The following is a 16,651-nucleotide window of genomic DNA, read 5'->3' on the forward strand; positions in this document are numbered from 1 at the left end:
AAAGCATCTAAGAAATTATTGAAGAAGTTTTAAAACATTTTGCTGCACTGCATTAGCCTGACTCATAGCATAAGAACCTGATTGTGCAAGAATGTTATATTTAGAAAAATTTGCACTTTCAGCTGCAAAGTCTACATCTCTTATGGTTGATTCAGCTGCTTTAACGTTTACTTGAGTTACGGTGATGTTGTTTATAGTCACTTGAAGTTGATTTTGCACCGAACCAATGTCGGCTCTGATTTGATCAAGATTTGTTGTGGCTGTTTCAGCTATATCCATCACAGCCATAGCACCTTTAAGCGTGGTAACACCTGCTGTTTCATCTTTTACTCCAAAAGCAGTTGTTTTCATAGCTGCAAACTGAGAAAGATTTGATCCTGATGAAAAACCTGAGCCCGCAGAAACATTATATACCGCAGAAAGTTGCGAAGCAGCTGAAATAGCTATAGCGTTTGCAAAACCTGTGGAATAATTTTTACCGCTACCTACAGAATAACCAGAACCTGAAGAAAATCCACTTCCTGTGCTACTCATATAAGCACTAACAGAAGAATAACCACCTAACACAACTCCTTTGTTTGCAGAACCAAATCCCATAGCATCAGCGATATTAGCATCAAATCTTCCTTTTGATTCTCTTAAAGAAACAGAAGCCTGAGAGATAAAATTATTCGCTCCAAAACCTGCAGAAGAAAGATTGCTACCGCTGATTAAAATATCTTTACCATCATTTTTAACTAAAGATAAACGACCATAATTTTCCATCATATTTGGATTGATAAAAGCACCTCTACCTATACTACCATCGATTTTAATCCCTCTTCCCTCTCTTGAAGTAAGTAAAAGTTGTCCATTAGCATCGATTGAAGCTTCAACTCCAGTGGTATCTTTAACCGAATTGATTGCAGCAACTAAGGCTCCATTAGCATCACCATCTTCATAGGCTACTTGACCTATAGTTACCCCATTGATAGCAAAAGTATCTGAAGTAGTTCCTTCTCTAACTGCAGCTATACCTCTAGTTTCTACTGTAAAAGTAGCTCTAACACCTGTTTTATCAGCACTTTTATTGATCTCTTCTGCTAAAGCTCCAAGTCCTGTCCCAACTGAAGTTGAAATCACAACTTTTTGAAACTTAAAATCATCTATACCATTGTAATTTTTAAGAGTAAATTGCACTTCACCACTAGATGAAATTCTTCCTCCTGTTTCAAAGCGTGTTAAACCTATCTTAGAAGATTGAGTTGCTCCTATGGTAGCTTTTATAGTCTGATTTGAACTTGCGCCGATTTGAAATTCTTGATTGATAAAATTTCCACTTAAAAGTTGTTTACCGTTAAATGAAGTAGTATTTGCGATATTGTCAAGTTCTTCCATTAAACGGTTGATATCTGCTTGAAGCATAGTTCTTGTTTTTAAACTTTGTCCATCTTGAGCCGCTTGAGTTGCCTTAGTTTTAATAGTATCTAAGATTTTAAGTTGCTCATCCATAGCCTTATCAGCAGTTTGTAAGATACCTATAGCATCGTTACCATTGTTTATAGCTTGACCTAAAGTGGCTGCTTGTGAACGCAAAGAATCTGCTATCGCCATCCCTGAAGCATCATCTGCTGCGGAGTTGATTCTAAGACCTGAACTAAGTCTGCTTAAAGACTTATCCAGTTCTCTAGCATTAACAACTGAATTTGCATGTGCATTTAATGCACCGATGTTGGTGTTTATCCTAAAACCCATTTTAAATCCTTTCAAAATATTGCATCGAAAAGATTAAAGCAAAAAGTGTTCCAAGTTTTAGTTTAATTAAAAATTTTAGAGTTTAAAATAAAAAAGCCTAGCATTAAACTAGGCTTGGATTTGTATATATTACAGCTTTTTAAACTACTGTAGTAATCTTAAAACATTTTGTTGAACAGAATTAGCCTGTGCCATGGCATAAGAGCCACTTTGAGCTAAGATATTTGCTTTAGAGTAGTTTGCACTCTCAGCTGCAAAGTCTACATCACGGATTTGCGACTCAGCTGCTTTAACGTTTACTTGAGTTACGGTGATGTTGTTTATCGTTGATGTAACTTGATTTTGCACCGAACCAATGTCGGCTCTGATTTGATCAAGATTTGTTATAGCTGTTTCAGCTATATCCATCACAGCCATAGCACCTTTAAGCGTGGTAACACCTGCTGTTTCATCTTTTACTCCAAAAGCAGTTGTTTTCATAGCTGCAAACTGAGAAAGATTTGATCCTGATGAAAAACCTGAGCCCGCAGAAACATTATATACCGCAGAAAGTTGCGAAGCAGCTGAAATAGCTATAGCGTTTGCAAAACCTGTGGAATAATTTTTACCGCTACCTACAGAATAACCAGAACCTGAAGAAAATCCACTTCCTGTGCTACTCATATAAGCACTAACAGAAGAATAACCACCTAACACAACTCCTTTGTTTGCAGAACCAAATCCCATAGCATCAGCGATATTAGCATCAATTTGTCCTTTTGATTCTCTTAAAGAAACAGAAGCCTGAGAGATAAAATTATTCGCTCCAAAACCTGCAGAAGAAAGATTGCTACCGCTGATTAAAATATCTTTACCATCATTTTTAACTAAAGATAAACGACCATAATTTTCCATCATATTTGGATTGATAAAAGCACCTCTACCTATACTACCATCGATTTTAATCCCTCTTCCCTCTCTTGAAGTAAGTAAAAGTTGTCCATTAGCATCGATTGAAGCTTCAACTCCAGTGGTATCTTTAACCGAGTTAATTGCAGAAACCAAAGCACCGTTGCTATCACCATCTTTGTAATCTACTTTACCGATTTTTACCCCATTGATAGCAAAAGTATCTGAAGTAGCTCCTTCTCTAACTGCAGCTATACCTCTAGTTTCTACTGTAAAAGTAGCTCTAACACCTGTTTTATCAGCATTTTTATTGATCTCATCTGCTAAAGCTCCAAGTCCTGTCCCAACTGAAGTTGAAATCACAACTTTTTGAAACTGAAAATCATCTATACCATTGTAATTTTTAAGAGTAAATTGCACTTCACCACTAGATGAAATTCTTCCTCCTGTTTCAAAGCGTGTTAAACCTATCTTAGAAGATTGAGTTGCTCCTATGGTAGCTTTTACAGTTTGATTTGAACTTGCGCCGATTTGAAATTCTTGATTGATAAAATTTCCACTTAAAAGTTGTTTACCGTTAAATGAAGTAGTATTTGCGATATTGTCAAGTTCTTCCATTAAACGGTTGATATCTGCTTGAAGCATAGTTCTTGTTTTTAAACTTTGTCCATCTTGAGCCGCTTGAGTTGCCTTAGTTTTAATAGTATCTAAGATTTTAAGTTGCTCATCCATAGCCTTATCAGCAGTTTGTAAGATACCTAAAGCATCGTTACCATTAGATATAGCTTGACCTAAAGTATTAGCTTGAGATCTTAAACTATCTGCTATCGCCATCCCTGAAGCATCATCTGCTGCGGAGTTGATTCTAAGACCTGAACTAAGTCTACTTAAAGAAGCATCCAAACTTTTACTATTTAAATCAGCGTTTGCTTTAGCATTTAAAGCTGCAACATTGGTGTTAATACGAAATCCCATTTTAAATCCTTTTAAAAAATTTCAAGCCCATCCATGAACTTGTTAAATGCTATATCGTGCAATCAAAAAAATATTTTATACTTTGGTAATAAAATTTCATACTTTTGACAAAGACTTGTATTTTTGCCCTAACTTTTCTATAAAATAAATCAACCATTCATCATAAGCTTTGATATAAGCTGTGATGAAATGCGTTTTATCTTGTATATGAAGTTTTAATACATCAGCAATCATTTTTCCACGATAAGCAAAAGCTCCTCTTAAAACTTCATCCTGTATAAACTCATCTTCATCTAAAGAGTGATTGAAATTTTCTATGTTTTGATAGACTTTTTCTAAAAATTCCAAAGGTAAAATAAAATCTTTACTGAGTATATTTTCTAAAATTTGTTTTAAAGCTAAAGCATCGTCTAAAAATCTTTTAGCATTTTCTTGATCTTTTTGTATTTTTTCTTTGAATTTAGCTAGTAGTTTATCACTTCTATTTTTAGTTAAACTTTTTGGAAGTTCAAATTTAGGTTTTTCTTTTGTAAGGAGTTTTTCACAACATTCTTTAAAAGAAAGTTCTTCAGTGAAATTAATCCTTGCTCCACCTTCAGTAGCATTGTAAAACTTTGCTTTTTGTTCGTTGCAAGCAAAAAGGTATTCTAATTTTATACGATAATCATTCCAAGTTATATGAGTTAAAACTTCACCTTTACCTGCATAGGCAGGGACTTTAAGTTTATCTATATTTTCTTCACCACTAAATTTCTCTCCAAAATCAAAACCTTTTGAGTGTGAATTTCCTTCTTCATCAAAGGCTAAATCTTGTCCTATCATGATGATATTTTTAAATCCTAAAGCTAAAGCTAAGGTATAAGAAAAATGACTTACATGAGTACCTGTATCGATATAGCCAAAGTCATTAAGATTGAAGCGTTGATAAAGGGCTTTATTTCTTAAAACAATCATACAATTTTCAGCCTTTAAACTACGCACGACATTAGGATGTGTAGCACACTCAAGAGCAATGATGCTTTGTTTTAAATTTTCTTTATTTTGAAAAAATTTCATTGCCAAATCCCTACAATCTAAATTAGTAACATAATCAGGTATTATACCTTCTTTTTCAAGCATACTTAAAGCTCCATCAGCACAAAATATCACTGCTTTATCTTGATAAGCTTTAAGCAAAGAAAGTTGTTTAGCTAAACTAGGTCCTGCAGAAACTACTATAGCATTTTCAAATTTGTTTTTTCTTTCGTTTAAGATTCTTTGAAAAGGAATGCTTTCAAGCATAGAGGGGATGTTTTGTAAAAACTGTCCATGTGTTAGCAAAGGTAAAAAACAAGTAATATCTGCATTTCTTATTGCTACACTTGCACTTTTAATACAAAGTTCATTCAAAGATAAAATAGAAATTTCATAGTATTTAAGATAATAATGCGAGCTAATAAACATTTCATATAAACTTAAATACTCTAAAATGCTTTGTTGATCAAAAACCATAGCAATATGAATTTCCACATCCTTGGCTGCTACATCAAACAATATCACTTGATAAGTTTTTAGCTCTTCACTCAAATCTATCGTACTTAAAGCTAGGATAAAAAGTTCTATTTCGCTTTCAAATACAAAAAGATGTTTATAGTGTTTAGCTAAATTTTTAATCAGTAAAGCATTGCCTATACCATAAATACATATAAAAGGATATCTAGGAGTTTTTTCTAAAATACTTTGATAGAAAAAATTTATTTCTTCTTCTAAATTTTCATACATAAAAACATTATGAGTTTTATCATAGATATTCAAATTTTCATTTATACTAAAACGAGAACAAGTTTTATTTTGTATGAAATTTAAAAGTCTATTTCCTAAGGGTTCATTTACTCCGCTTAATAAAGCTTGTATGTTTTTTTCTAGTATGGTCATTGGGTTTCCTTAAGAGAATTTATAATAATATTTATTTTTTGCTCTAGTTTTTCTATAAAATAAAGCAACCATTCATGATAAGCTTTGATATAGGCTGTGATGAAACTAGCATTATCTACAATATTTTCTTTATAAACTAAACTTATCTTAAGTCCTCGCTCATACATCACTGCTTTTAAAATACCATCCTGTATAAACTCATCTTCATCTAAAGAGTGATTGAAATTTTCTATGTTTTGATAGACTTTTTCTAAAAATTCCAAAGGTAAAATAAAATCTTTACTGAGTATATTTTCTAAAATTTGTTTTAAAGCTAAAGCATCGTCTAAAAATCTTTTAGCATTTTCTTGATCTTTTTGTATTTTTTCTTTGAATTTAGCTAGTAGTTTATCACTTCTATTTTTAGTTAAACTTTTTGGAAGTTCAAATTTAGGTTTTTCTTTTGTAAGGAGTTTTTCACAACATTCTTTAAAAGAAAGTTCTTCAGTGAAATTAATCCTTGCTCCACCTTCAGTAGCATTGTAAAACTTTGCTTTTTGTTCGTTGCAAGCAAAAAGGTATTCTAATTTTATACGATAATCATTCCAAGTTATATGAGTTAAAACTTCACCTTTACCTGCATAGGCAGGGACTTTAAGTTTATCTATATTTTCTTCACCACTAAATTTCTCTCCAAAATCAAAACCTTTTGAGTGTGAATTTCCTTCTTCATCAAAGGCTAAATCTTGTCCTATCATGATGATATTTTTAAATCCTAAAGCTAAAGCTAAGGTATAAGAAAAATGACTTACATGAGTACCTGTATCGATATAGCCAAAGTCATTAAGATTGAAGCGTTGATATAAAGGGTCATCTCTTAAAACTACACTTTTATTATCTAAAAAATGAACCAAACTAGGATGAGTAGCACATGAAAGTACATTTAAAGAAGTTTTATTTTCTTTATTTTGAAAAAATTTCATTGCTAGATCAGTAAAATCTAAATTCGTAACATAATCAGGCACTATGCCTTTTTTCTCAAGCATACTCAAAGCCCCATCAGCACAAAATATCACTGCTTTATCTTGATAAGCTTTAAGTAAAGGAAGTTGTTTAGCTAAACTAGGTCCTGCAGAAACTACTATAGCATTTTCGAATTTGTTTTTTCTTTCATTTAAGATTCTTTGAAAAGGAATGCTTTCAAGCATAGAGGGGATGTTTTGCAAAAGATGAGAATAACACTCAAAAGCGATATGTAGGCTAGAATTTAAATTTCTTACTATTACTTCTATATTTTTCTCGCAAAGTTCATCTGCTTTATGCCAAATATCTTCATAAAACTTTTTGTAATAAACATTATTTACAAACATTTCATATAAACTTAAGTACTCAAACATATCTTTCATATCAAAAAGTATAAGTAGTTGAATATCCACTCTTTCTTCTTCGATATCCACAAGATAAATTTTTCCACTACAAAGCTCTTCACTCAAATCTATCGTGCTTAAAGCTAGGATAAAAAGTTCGATTTCACTTTCAAATACAAAAAGATGTTTATAGTGTTTAGCTAAATTTTTAATCAGTAAAGCATTGCCTATACCATAAATACATATAAAAGGATATCTAGGAGTTTTTTCTAAAATACTTTGATAGAAAAAATTTATTTCTTCTTCTAAATTTTCATACATAAAAACATTATGAGTTTTATCATAGATATTCAAATTTTCATTTATACTAAAACGAGAACAAGTTTTATTTTGTATGAAATTTAAAAGTCTATTTCCTAAGGGTTCATTTACTCCGCTTAATAAAGCTTGTATGTTTTTTTCTAGTATGGTCATGAAAGTTTTCCTTAAATTTTATCTATCTTTAACAATATTTTGTCATCTTTTTCGCTAAATTGATACAACAAATCCTCACAAGGATAAGAGATACATTTTTCTTTATAATCTTTTTTTAGATTTTGTTTTATTTTTTCTAACATTAAAGGAAGTTCTTTTTTAATCAAAAGTTTTACTGGAATTCCCATGCCATGATTTAAGTTTTTAATAAATTTTCCATCAACTTGAGATTCTTTAGTAATAGAATGCAAAGTTACATCAAAACCAAGTTTCTCAAGCTCTTCATAGAACATAGTTTTTTCTTTTAAAGAAACATACTCATCGTATAAGGAATGATAACTTATAAAGCAAGTTTTTAAACATTTTGATTGTTTTAAAAGATGATCTTCCTCTAAAAGATTTCGAATTTTTCTTCTTGCGGGAGAAAAAAAACGAGGCGATGAAGAATTACTCGTCCAAAAAGTTTTTGTCGAACAATGTGTTTTAATATGATGAAAAAAATCAAAAGTAGCAAATTCACTATACTGCATAAAATCTATTTCCTTTCCAAAACCTACAACTCTCCATAAAAACTTAGCGTATGCAGAATTATCCAACACTCCATCTACTAACCAAGGCGCAATCTTAGCTGCCAAATGTGCTAAATATCCCCCGTGAGAACCCCCTATCATGATAATTGGTATACCCCCCCCCCATAGTATCAAAAGGAGCGTGTTTTTTAAGGTAAAGTGCGACATTTAAAAGATCTTGAGCTTGCATGATCCCAAAATTTTGATACTCGTTTTTTGTCGGTTGCAAACTCACATGCAAATTTAAAAAATAATTTGGCGTAAAATTACCTTTTTGCTTGCCTTCAACTATTTGATTATTTACAAAATGAAAAATTTTACTCATTGCTTTATAGTCTTGAATTTTATCAACATCATAAGGAAGCTTGATATCCGCAGCTTCACAACTTGCTTTTAAAATAAGCTTGTCTATATCATCCATAAAAAAGCTTGATCCGGTTTGAGGACGATTGCCAATACAATGATAATTTACTCCAACTACAGCAGTATTAAATTGCCTTACCATATAATCACCAACATATTGGATCGATGATATATCATCACCCATACCTTGCACCACAAACACCAAGGCTTCAGGTGTTTTTTCATCATCATACCAAAGCTTAAATTCAAGCTTTGATTCTCTTTTTATACCAAGCTCTACATCATCACAAGAGTCAATCTCATAAGCTTTACTCACTATCATTACATTCCCCCTATTAAAAGATAAGTTTTACTCGCTAGGTTTTTAAAATTTTCATTCTTACTTAAAATCACACAAGCTTTATTACTAGAAGAGCTTGTAAAGTCTATATTTTCTAAATCTTCATGGCTTTGATTAGCTGCGTTGATGATAGCATTTTTACTTGCTTCATTGCTTGAAATTCCCATGAGTATAAAATCAGCTTTATTTATAAAAACAAGTTTTAAGCATTCTTTATCATCGCCTACGCGAAAATTTACTTCTTTTATACCGTTAAAATTACTAAGATCAACATTTTCAACCCCGCTTACATTACTCATCGTTTTTATAGAGCTTAAATGATCATTTTTTAAAGTATAAATGCTTATATCATTGATCAAAGTTTTAAGGTTGTTTAAAGACTTGCTAACTTCAGCTTCATCCTTACTTGAACTCATTTTTGGCAAAGCAATAGCGGCTAAAATTCCCAAAATAACGATCACAAAAACAAGTTCTAATATAGTAAAAGCTTTTTTCATCTATATCCTTGAAAAATTTTTATTTTTAGGGCTTAAAATATCTTCTTCTACACTTACAAATTCCTTTTTTTCATAAGCATCAACTGCGGCTCTTGCTATCATCAAAGCATTATCAGAGCAGAATTTTAAAGGAGCTAGTTTTAAATTTGCATTATATTTTTGACATAAATTTTGCAAACGCGAACGCAAGTTAAGATTTGCACTAGCTCCACCTACAACGCCAAAATTTTTAAATTTATAAAGATTAAAAATTTTTTCTAATTTATCCATGATATGATCACAAGCTGTATTTTCAAAGGCATAAGCTATTTCTGCTTTTGTGTCTTCATTTAAATTTTCATGTTTTAAAATTTCCAAACGCACTGCATTTTTAAGCCCTGAAAAACTGAAAGCGAGTTCTTTAGAATGCTTTAAAGGTGTGTTAAAAGAGATATTTTTAAGTTTGGCATTTTTTGCTAAATTTTCTATGATGACCCCACCAGGGTAACCTAAATTCATCATTTTAGCCACTTTATCAAAACTTTCTCCAAAGCTATCATCATTTGTACTTGCTAAAAGCTCTAAGCTTGCATCATCTTTAAGATAAAGCACCATGGTATGCCCACCACTAACAAGCAAAATTCCCATATCTAAAGAAATTTTTTCTTCCAAAAAAAGACTATAAATATGACCTTTAAGATGATTTATAGGGATTAAGGGTAAATTTAGCGCACTTGCTAAGGTTTTTGCCATAGAAATTCCACTGAGCAAAGAAACACTAAGTCCAGGTTCATTTGTCACAGCTATGGCACAAAGATTTTTAAAATGCTCTTTGCATTGCTTAAGCATCTTTGGTAAAGCCTCGCTATGAAGTCTTGCAGCAAGTTCAGGTACCACTCCCCCATAGATACTATGATCTAATTCTTGGGAAATTTTTTTATGAAATTTACATTCTAAGGTGTTTTTATCAATGATAGCTATAGAACTATCATCACAAGAACTTTCTATAGCTAGGATAAGATTTTTCATTCAAATTCCACTAAAATAGAACCTAAGAATTTATCTTTTGATCTTGCCATTTTAAGAGTATTTAAATCCAAATTTTTAGCGTTTTTGATCAACTTGCTATTGATATTTGCCTCTAAAAGTTGTTGCAAATTTGCACCTCTTAACTCATAAAATTCCGCTCTATAAATTTTACCTGCCATGTCTAAAGAGTATTGTGTTTGCATATTTTTTTTATGAACTAAAATACCACTTTCATCTTTTGAGTGATCAAAGCCTATGATATTTACGCGCACATTAGCTATCTTTGGAATAAGAAAATTCTCTTTTACTTTTACCTTGGTTCCAAAAGGAACTGTGGTTTCATTGCCATCAACTTGAAAAGTTACTTCATTAAAAGCATCGCTAAATTCTAAATACTCAGGATATAATCTTGTTTGAAAACGATTGCCATATTGGATATAAAAAGAATTTCCTTCTGCGATAACAGCCGTAAGTTCATTGCTTGTGTTATAATTTAACTCTTTATTTACCGGAAAAGGCACATAGTTGATAACCTTTCTTGGATTTTTTAAAGAAAGTAAAATTCTATCATCAAAAAGTTTTACTTCAAGCTCTTTATTTATGGCTTTATCAACTCCTTGTGGAGTGAGTTCGAAATCTCTGCTAAATTCAATTCCTGCAGTTTTTAAATAATTTTCAATTGCCAAAAGATGATAATAAGCTCTTAAATTTACAGGCAGATTTTTACTCGCTTCATTTGCAAAAGCGGCTTTGTGATTTGAAATCACAAAATAAGTTAAAGCTTTAAGCATTTCCGTATCGCCAAGCTCTTGGGTTTTGGTGTTTTTAAGATGATAAGCATGCTTTGGATCAGCAAGCGAAGAATTGACACTATTTACGGTTTGAGTGGCGATATTTTCAAGATCAGGGTATTTGCTTGCATTGATTTCGCTTGTATCAATCACGCTTGAATTTCCCCAACGCTTAGGATTTTGCATCGCATCGATATAAGTGGGTTTATAAAAACCCCAACCATCGTGAAGATTGATCACCATACTAACTTCAGGAAGTAAAATAAGCTCTTTAATGCGTTGAACGGTTTTATAATCAGGATCTTTTGGGCTAATGCTTGCAAATTTACGGTTTAAATCCCCATTATTCCCACGAGAACGCTTGATAATGCTATCAAAAGCTAAATTTGGAGCCACTATAATCTTACCCTTAGTGATATTATAATCACTCAAAAGCAAACTTGCCGCATGAAATCCACCAGGCTCATCGCCTTGAATTCCACCAAAAATTAAAACTGTATTATTATCATCTAGACTTTTTCCATTTTCTCCTACGCTAAAGTCTAGCTCTAAAGCAAAAATGCTTGTTATAAAAAATAAAATTGTTAAAAAAAATTTCATTTTAACTCCTTAAATACTCTCTTGTTTTAAAATCATACTCAAAAACTTCTTCTATGCTTGAAATTTTAGGCACTCCAAAATGATCAAGGGCTTTAAAAATGCATTTAGCAATGTCTAAAAATCCACTTTTATTTTCTAAAAAATTATAAACACCAACTTCATTAGCAGCATTGATGATAACACCTAAATTTGGCTCTTTTAAAAATGTATTTTTAAGCTTAAAAATAGGATATTTTTTTGTGCTGATTGGATGAAATTTTAAAGCAGGCATTTTGCTAAAATCAACAGCCTCTAAAATAGGCGTATCTTGTTTTTCAAATATAGCATCTGAAATAGCTAGTTTCATATCTGCTTTTGAAAAATACGCCGTGCTAGCTCCATTTTTAAATTCACACATTGCATGCACTAAAGATCTTGGTTCTATTAAAGCATCAATTTCTTTAAAATCATATAAATGATAAGCCTCTATAATCTCAAAAAGCTTATTTGCCATAGTCGCACTATCTATAGTGATCTTTGCTCCCATGTTCCAATTAGGATGTTTTAAAGCATCTTTGACACTGACTTGATTTAAATCTTTGATTTTATACCTATAAAAAGCTCCACCACTTGCTGTGATATAAAGTTTTGCTATATTTTTTTTACCTTCGAGTAAAAATTTTAAAGCTGCATGCTCACTATCAACGGGTAAAAATTTAGCCCCTTTCAAAAAACTCCCAGCTACTACAAGACTTTCTTTGTTAGCTAAAGCTATGCTTTTGCCAAGCTCTTTAGCCTTTAAAGTGCTTTTAAGTCCTGCAAAACCTACAATGGCATTGAGTAAAAGCTTATCTTGACATTCTGTTAAAATTTGCTCTAAACCTTCTTGCCCTATAAAAACCCTATCGTGTTTAACTAAATGCTTATTTTTTGAATCTTTTATGGCAACAAATTTGGGTTTAAACCTTGCGATTTGTTCATTTAAAAGAGCGATATTATCCCCACAAGCTAAAGCAGAAATACGAATGTTTTTTAAAGCAGCAAGTTTAAGAGCGTTTATTCCTATGCTGCCCGTGCTTCCAAAAAGTATCATAAAAAAGTAACCATCACAAAAGCAGCAATGATCACTGCATCGATTCTATCGAGCACGCCCCCATGACCAGGGATAAGATCTCCACTATCTTTTACACCTGCTTCTCTTTTAAAATAACTCTCAAACAAATCTCCAATCACTGCAAAAATCGCTACAAAAAACGAACAAAGTAAAGAAAGCCAAAAACTATAAACAAAAATTCCCAAAATAGTTCCAATAACACTCGCACAAATCAAGCCACCTATAACACCTTCTAAGGTTTTGTTTGGACTTGTTGGAGAAAAAGGAGTTTTACCCATAAGTTTTCCGATAAAATACGCCCCACTATCGCAAGCTGCAACGATAATGATAAGCCAAAAAAGCGCAAACATACCCTGATCTAAATACACTTGCCAAAGTGCTAAAATAGGCAAACTAGGATAAATATAAATAAGAGCTGGTTTTAAGGAAGCCTTTTTATAAACCAAATATCCAACGACTAATAACAAAGCTAAAATCCCAAAAAGCAAAGCTTTATGCGATAAACTTCCCAAAATAAAAGCTATAGCCAAAGGGATAATAGAAATATTTTCTAAAGCAAAAAGTTTTTTTGCTTCACTAAAAGATAAATACAATAAAACCGCAAAAACGATAAAATTGATAAAAAATTGATCAATCAACGCGATAATAATAATAGCCCCTATCATCACAAGAGCTGAAATAATTCTAGTTGTATTAAACATATTTTTCCTTATATACTAATATCTAGGCGATGAATGCTTTGTGCGTCTTTAAAATTTGGATCTTTAGACTCATCTTCTTCATTTTTCTCATCATCGCTGGTTTTAGCTTCTTGATTGTGTTTTTTCTTTTTTTCTTCTTGTTCGGCTTTTTCTTTGATCTCTTCTTTGATTTCATGAGTCTCATTGACTTTTTCAAGCTTGTTTAAAGTTTTTTCTTTTTCATTAAATTCAGCCATATTTAGCGTAGCTGCAAAACCTTCTTTTGCAAGCTCATTGCTTGCTTGTGTAGCTGGATAAGCCATATTCTGATTTATATAATTGATATTTCCTAAAGGGCTAACTGGCATTTTAATCCTTTGTGATATTAATACTTTTAAAATTTGTATAATTTACAAACGCCTTTTGCTGAACCTTAACAAAATTTTTTAAGGTATAATCGACCCAATACGAACCTTTCTTTAACTTAGAAAAGCTTACACAAAGCCTTGCAGCAAATTCTATCACATCGAGGCTGATTTTTTGCTTGTTTGATACAATCAAAGTATGTGCGCTAGGAATATCCCTTACATGAAGCCACAAATCATCTTTTTTAGCATTTTTAAGTAAAAATTCATTGCCTTTTTCATTTTTACCCACACAAATTTTAAACTCATTGTAATAAAAATTTGCCACAAGATCTTCTTGTTTATAATCTTGATTTTTTTTGCTATTTTTTTTAGGTAGTAAAATTTCAAGCTCTATCTCACTCTTAGCTTGAAGCAATAATTCTTTCAAACTCAAGGTAAAATCTAACTTTTCTTTTAAATTTTGCCTTTGTATGTTTAAATTTTTAGCTTTTTGTTCTAATTTTTTGGCATTTTTATAATATAAATTAGCGCTTCGCTTAGGACTAAATTCAAGCTTAAATTCAAGCTCTTTGCCTTCAAAATCATCAAGCTTAAATTCCCTTTCATAATCTTTTAAAACACTCAAATTTGCAAACAATACATCAGCCCTTTTTCTGTATTCTAAAGCTTTTAAGAGTAAAGAATTTTCTTCATCTAGACTAGAAAAAAGTTCTTGTAAATTTTGTATTTTTTTATCTACTTGTGCAAGTTTTAAATTTTTTATTTGTTTGATTTTACTCTCATAAATGCTTGTAAATTTGCGAGAAAAATAATCTGCAAAGTCTTTGATTTCCTCAAAATTTTCATCCATTTTATAAGGCTTTAAAGGCTCTAAAATCACATTAGGTTTTACAACACGATAACTTTTATCAATATGCCTTAAAGCCTCTATGATCAATTTTTTTTTATCTGTAAGAATAACATTGGTATTTTTACCCGTAAATTCAAAATAAATCTTGCTCTCATAGCTTTTATAAGCCTTATTAGCTTTTACACTAAAACATAAAATACGATTGCCTTCAAGGACTTTAACTTCCTTTATAAAAGCATTGCTAAAATACTTTTTAAGCATAAAATCAAAAGGTGCATTATAATTTTTTGCATTAAATTTAGCCGTATAAATCGCACTCATTGCACGAGTGAGATCAAAAATAAATCTTTCTCTATCAAAGCTTAATTCCAAAATATTGTCATTAATACGCTTGATAAAATCGATTTTTTTAAACTGAGAAAAAAAAGTTTGCAATTGTAAAAGTTCTGTGTATTTCATAAAAGAAATTATAAAATATTTTGGCGAATTTGTGGTAGAATTACATTAAAAAAGGAAATTTGTGCAGCTTAATGAGCTAAATTGCGTGATTTTATGTGGTGGCAAATCTAGTCGTATGGGACAAGATAAAAGCAAATTGATTCTTAAAAATCAAAATTTAACTCAATTTCAAGTAGAGAAATTTTCTAAAATTTTTAAAAATGTCTATGTGAGTGCAAAAGAAGACAAATTTGAAAACCATTTTAGCTTGATAAAAGATTCTTTAGAATTTGAAGTTTACTCTCCTATGCTTGCGCTTTACTCTATACTTTCAAATTTTAAAAATGAATTTGTTTTTGTTTTAAGTGTAGATAGTCCTAAAGTAGGTGAAAATGAGCTTTTAAAAATGCTTCCTTTTTTAGAACAAAACTATAAAATAATCATAGCAAAAACCCCTTTGCATAAACATCCCTTATGTGGCTTTTATCACAGCTCTTTAGCTCAAACTTGTAAAAATTTCTTAGAAAAAAATGAACAAAAAATAGGACTTTTATTTTCTGAGATTAAAACCAAATTTGTAGAATTTGAAGATGAAGATGCTTTTTTAAATCTTAATTTTTATGAAGAATATGAAAAATTTAAAAGCGAGTTAAAATGAGAAAAATTGCTTTATTTTTAAGCTTATGCGTTTTTATATGGGCTAGTGATTTACAACAAGCTTTAGAGTATGAAAAACAAGGCGATTATAAAAAAGCTATGGAAATTTACAAAAAACTCGCTTTAAAAAATTCATCTGTTTTGATTTCTCAAGAACAAAATAACTCAAGCCAAGCAACACAAATGCAAAATTCTATCACTATAAAAAAAGAAGAAAAACAAGACTTTTCTCGCTTAGCTTTGGCTAATTATCTTGGTGAAAATGAAAGCTTTAATCCCCTTGGCATTAGCTCTTATAAGATGAATTATTTTTTACCTTTTACTTATAGTTTTAATTCTTTAGGAACAAATAATAATAAGAGTGAGGCGAAATTCCAACTTAGTGTTAAAAAAAGACTTTTTGAAAATTTACTAGGACTAGATGAAAAATATTATATAGCCTATACTCAAACTTCTTGGTGGCAAATTTATGAGCATTCTTCTCCTTTTAGAGAAACCAACTATCAACCAGAATTTTTTATAGATTTTCCTTTGTATCTTAAAGATTATGAATTTTTTAACAATCTACGCGTAGGTATATTGCATGAAAGCAATGGCAAGGGAGATGAGAATTTACAATCTCGCTCATGGAATAGAATTTATGTATCTACTGCTATTTTATATAATAAATTTTTATTTGTTCCACGTCTTTGGTATAGAATTCCTGAAAGCAAAAAAGATGATGATAATCCTGCTATCTTGCATTATATGGGAAATTTTGATGTGAATTTAGCGTATTTAGGTGATGATTATTTTATCAATCTTATGCTAAGAAATAATCTTAAATTCCACAATAACAAAGGCGCTATACAAGTTGATCTAGGATATGATATTTTTAATAACGGAATTTATTGGTATTTACAATACTTTAATGGCTATGGAGAAAGCCTTATAGACTATAACAAACACTTGCAAAGACTTTCCACTGGATTTTTGATTTCTTACTAAAATATCCTTTGTAGTTTTATCATTTCTTAAAACAAATTTCATTACAATTTCATTTTTGATAATTATTATTACTATAAGG

General features: G+C 31.0%; 13 protein-coding genes and 1 pseudogene. 2 read left to right on the forward strand and 12 right to left on the reverse strand.

Going from position 1 to position 16,651, the window contains the following annotated elements; genetic code table 11:
* Positions 1-15 precede the first annotated feature (15 nt).
* From FBE96_RS06555 to FBE96_RS06610, 12 genes and pseudogenes are all read right to left on the reverse strand, one after another.
* The gene (locus FBE96_RS06555; protein WP_168940137.1) at positions 16-1,734 is read right to left on the reverse strand and encodes a flagellin A; all 1,719 of its coding nucleotides are present in this window, start codon (positions 1,732-1,734) and stop codon (positions 16-18) included.
* A gap of 144 nt (positions 1,735-1,878) precedes the next feature.
* Complete coding sequence (locus tag FBE96_RS06560) at positions 1,879-3,597, reverse strand: flagellin (protein ID WP_071615932.1); 1,719 nt, start codon at positions 3,595-3,597, stop codon at positions 1,879-1,881.
* 96 nt (positions 3,598-3,693) lie between these two features.
* Positions 3,694-5,511, reverse strand: a complete 1,818-nt coding sequence (locus FBE96_RS06565; RefSeq protein ID WP_168940138.1) for a motility associated factor glycosyltransferase family protein — start codon at positions 5,509-5,511, stop codon at positions 3,694-3,696.
* Positions 5,508-7,331: a motility associated factor glycosyltransferase family protein gene (locus tag FBE96_RS06570; protein WP_168940139.1), complete on the reverse strand. Its 1,824-nt coding sequence runs from the start codon at positions 7,329-7,331 to the stop codon at positions 5,508-5,510. Before FBE96_RS06570 ends, FBE96_RS06565 begins: the two co-directional genes overlap by 4 nt.
* An 11-nt stretch (positions 7,332-7,342) precedes the next feature.
* Positions 7,343-8,585 (reverse strand): annotated as a pseudogene (locus FBE96_RS06575) (DUF2920 family protein).
* Positions 8,585-9,100 carry a prepilin-type N-terminal cleavage/methylation domain-containing protein gene (locus FBE96_RS06580; protein WP_002799196.1) on the reverse strand — a complete coding sequence of 172 codons (516 nt, stop codon included), beginning with the start codon at positions 9,098-9,100 and terminating at the stop codon, positions 8,585-8,587. The pseudogene FBE96_RS06575 and the gene FBE96_RS06580 overlap by 1 nt, the downstream one beginning before the upstream one ends.
* The gene (gene tsaD, locus FBE96_RS06585) at positions 9,101-10,108 is read right to left on the reverse strand and encodes a tRNA (adenosine(37)-N6)-threonylcarbamoyltransferase complex transferase subunit TsaD (RefSeq protein ID WP_002864246.1); all 1,008 of its coding nucleotides are present in this window, start codon (positions 10,106-10,108) and stop codon (positions 9,101-9,103) included.
* Complete coding sequence (locus FBE96_RS06590) at positions 10,105-11,499, reverse strand: M99 family carboxypeptidase catalytic domain-containing protein (RefSeq protein WP_002869556.1); 1,395 nt, start codon at positions 11,497-11,499, stop codon at positions 10,105-10,107. The genes tsaD and FBE96_RS06590 overlap by 4 nt, the downstream gene beginning before the upstream one ends.
* A 1-nt stretch (position 11,500) precedes the next feature.
* Positions 11,501-12,571, reverse strand: coding sequence for a 1-deoxy-D-xylulose-5-phosphate reductoisomerase (gene dxr, locus FBE96_RS06595; protein WP_002871960.1), 1,071 nt, complete (start codon positions 12,569-12,571; stop codon positions 11,501-11,503).
* Positions 12,568-13,293, reverse strand: coding sequence for a phosphatidate cytidylyltransferase (locus FBE96_RS06600; RefSeq protein WP_002858027.1), 726 nt, complete (start codon positions 13,291-13,293; stop codon positions 12,568-12,570). The genes dxr and FBE96_RS06600 overlap by 4 nt, the downstream gene beginning before the upstream one ends.
* A gap of 8 nt (positions 13,294-13,301) precedes the next feature.
* Positions 13,302-13,640 (reverse strand): hypothetical protein, encoded by a 339-nt coding sequence (locus FBE96_RS06605; protein WP_002852397.1) that lies wholly within the window; start codon positions 13,638-13,640, stop codon positions 13,302-13,304.
* Position 13,641: 1 nt separating this feature from the next.
* Positions 13,642-14,949, reverse strand: a complete 1,308-nt coding sequence (locus FBE96_RS06610) for an NFACT family protein (protein ID WP_032586025.1) — start codon at positions 14,947-14,949, stop codon at positions 13,642-13,644.
* Positions 14,950-15,010: 61 nt separating this feature from the next.
* Between FBE96_RS06610 and FBE96_RS06615 the strand changes: the two genes are divergently transcribed.
* On the forward strand, positions 15,011-15,586 hold the full coding sequence (locus FBE96_RS06615) for a molybdenum cofactor guanylyltransferase (RefSeq protein WP_002858185.1): 576 nt from the start codon (positions 15,011-15,013) through the stop codon (positions 15,584-15,586).
* Positions 15,583-16,572, forward strand: coding sequence for a phospholipase A (locus tag FBE96_RS06620; protein WP_032586027.1), 990 nt, complete (start codon positions 15,583-15,585; stop codon positions 16,570-16,572). Before FBE96_RS06615 ends, FBE96_RS06620 begins: the two co-directional genes overlap by 4 nt.
* The last annotated feature ends 79 nt before the right edge of the window (positions 16,573-16,651 follow it).

It is taken from the genome of Campylobacter sp. CFSAN093241, from assembly GCF_012889595.1.
Classification (GTDB): Bacteria; Campylobacterota; Campylobacteria; order Campylobacterales; family Campylobacteraceae; genus Campylobacter_D; species Campylobacter_D jejuni.

Coding starts and splice junctions, on each gene's coding strand:
- FBE96_RS06555 (WP_168940137.1), bottom strand. CDS start 1,734: ATGGGTTTTAGGATAAACACCAACATCGGTGCATTAAATGCACATGCA.
- FBE96_RS06560 (WP_071615932.1), bottom strand. CDS start 3,597: ATGGGATTTCGTATTAACACCAATGTTGCAGCTTTAAATGCTAAAGCA.
- FBE96_RS06565 (WP_168940138.1), bottom strand. CDS start 5,511: ATGACCATACTAGAAAAAAACATACAAGCTTTATTAAGCGGAGTAAAT.
- FBE96_RS06570 (WP_168940139.1), bottom strand. CDS start 7,331: ATGACCATACTAGAAAAAAACATACAAGCTTTATTAAGCGGAGTAAAT.
- FBE96_RS06580 (WP_002799196.1), bottom strand. CDS start 9,100: ATGAAAAAAGCTTTTACTATATTAGAACTTGTTTTTGTGATCGTTATT.
- tsaD (WP_002864246.1), bottom strand. CDS start 10,108: ATGAAAAATCTTATCCTAGCTATAGAAAGTTCTTGTGATGATAGTTCT.
- FBE96_RS06590 (WP_002869556.1), bottom strand. CDS start 11,499: ATGAAATTTTTTTTAACAATTTTATTTTTTATAACAAGCATTTTTGCT.
- dxr (WP_002871960.1), bottom strand. CDS start 12,571: ATGATACTTTTTGGAAGCACGGGCAGCATAGGAATAAACGCTCTTAAA.
- FBE96_RS06600 (WP_002858027.1), bottom strand. CDS start 13,293: ATGTTTAATACAACTAGAATTATTTCAGCTCTTGTGATGATAGGGGCT.
- FBE96_RS06605 (WP_002852397.1), bottom strand. CDS start 13,640: ATGCCAGTTAGCCCTTTAGGAAATATCAATTATATAAATCAGAATATG.
- FBE96_RS06610 (WP_032586025.1), bottom strand. CDS start 14,949: ATGAAATACACAGAACTTTTACAATTGCAAACTTTTTTTTCTCAGTTT.
- FBE96_RS06620 (WP_032586027.1), top strand. CDS start 15,583: ATGAGAAAAATTGCTTTATTTTTAAGCTTATGCGTTTTTATATGGGCT.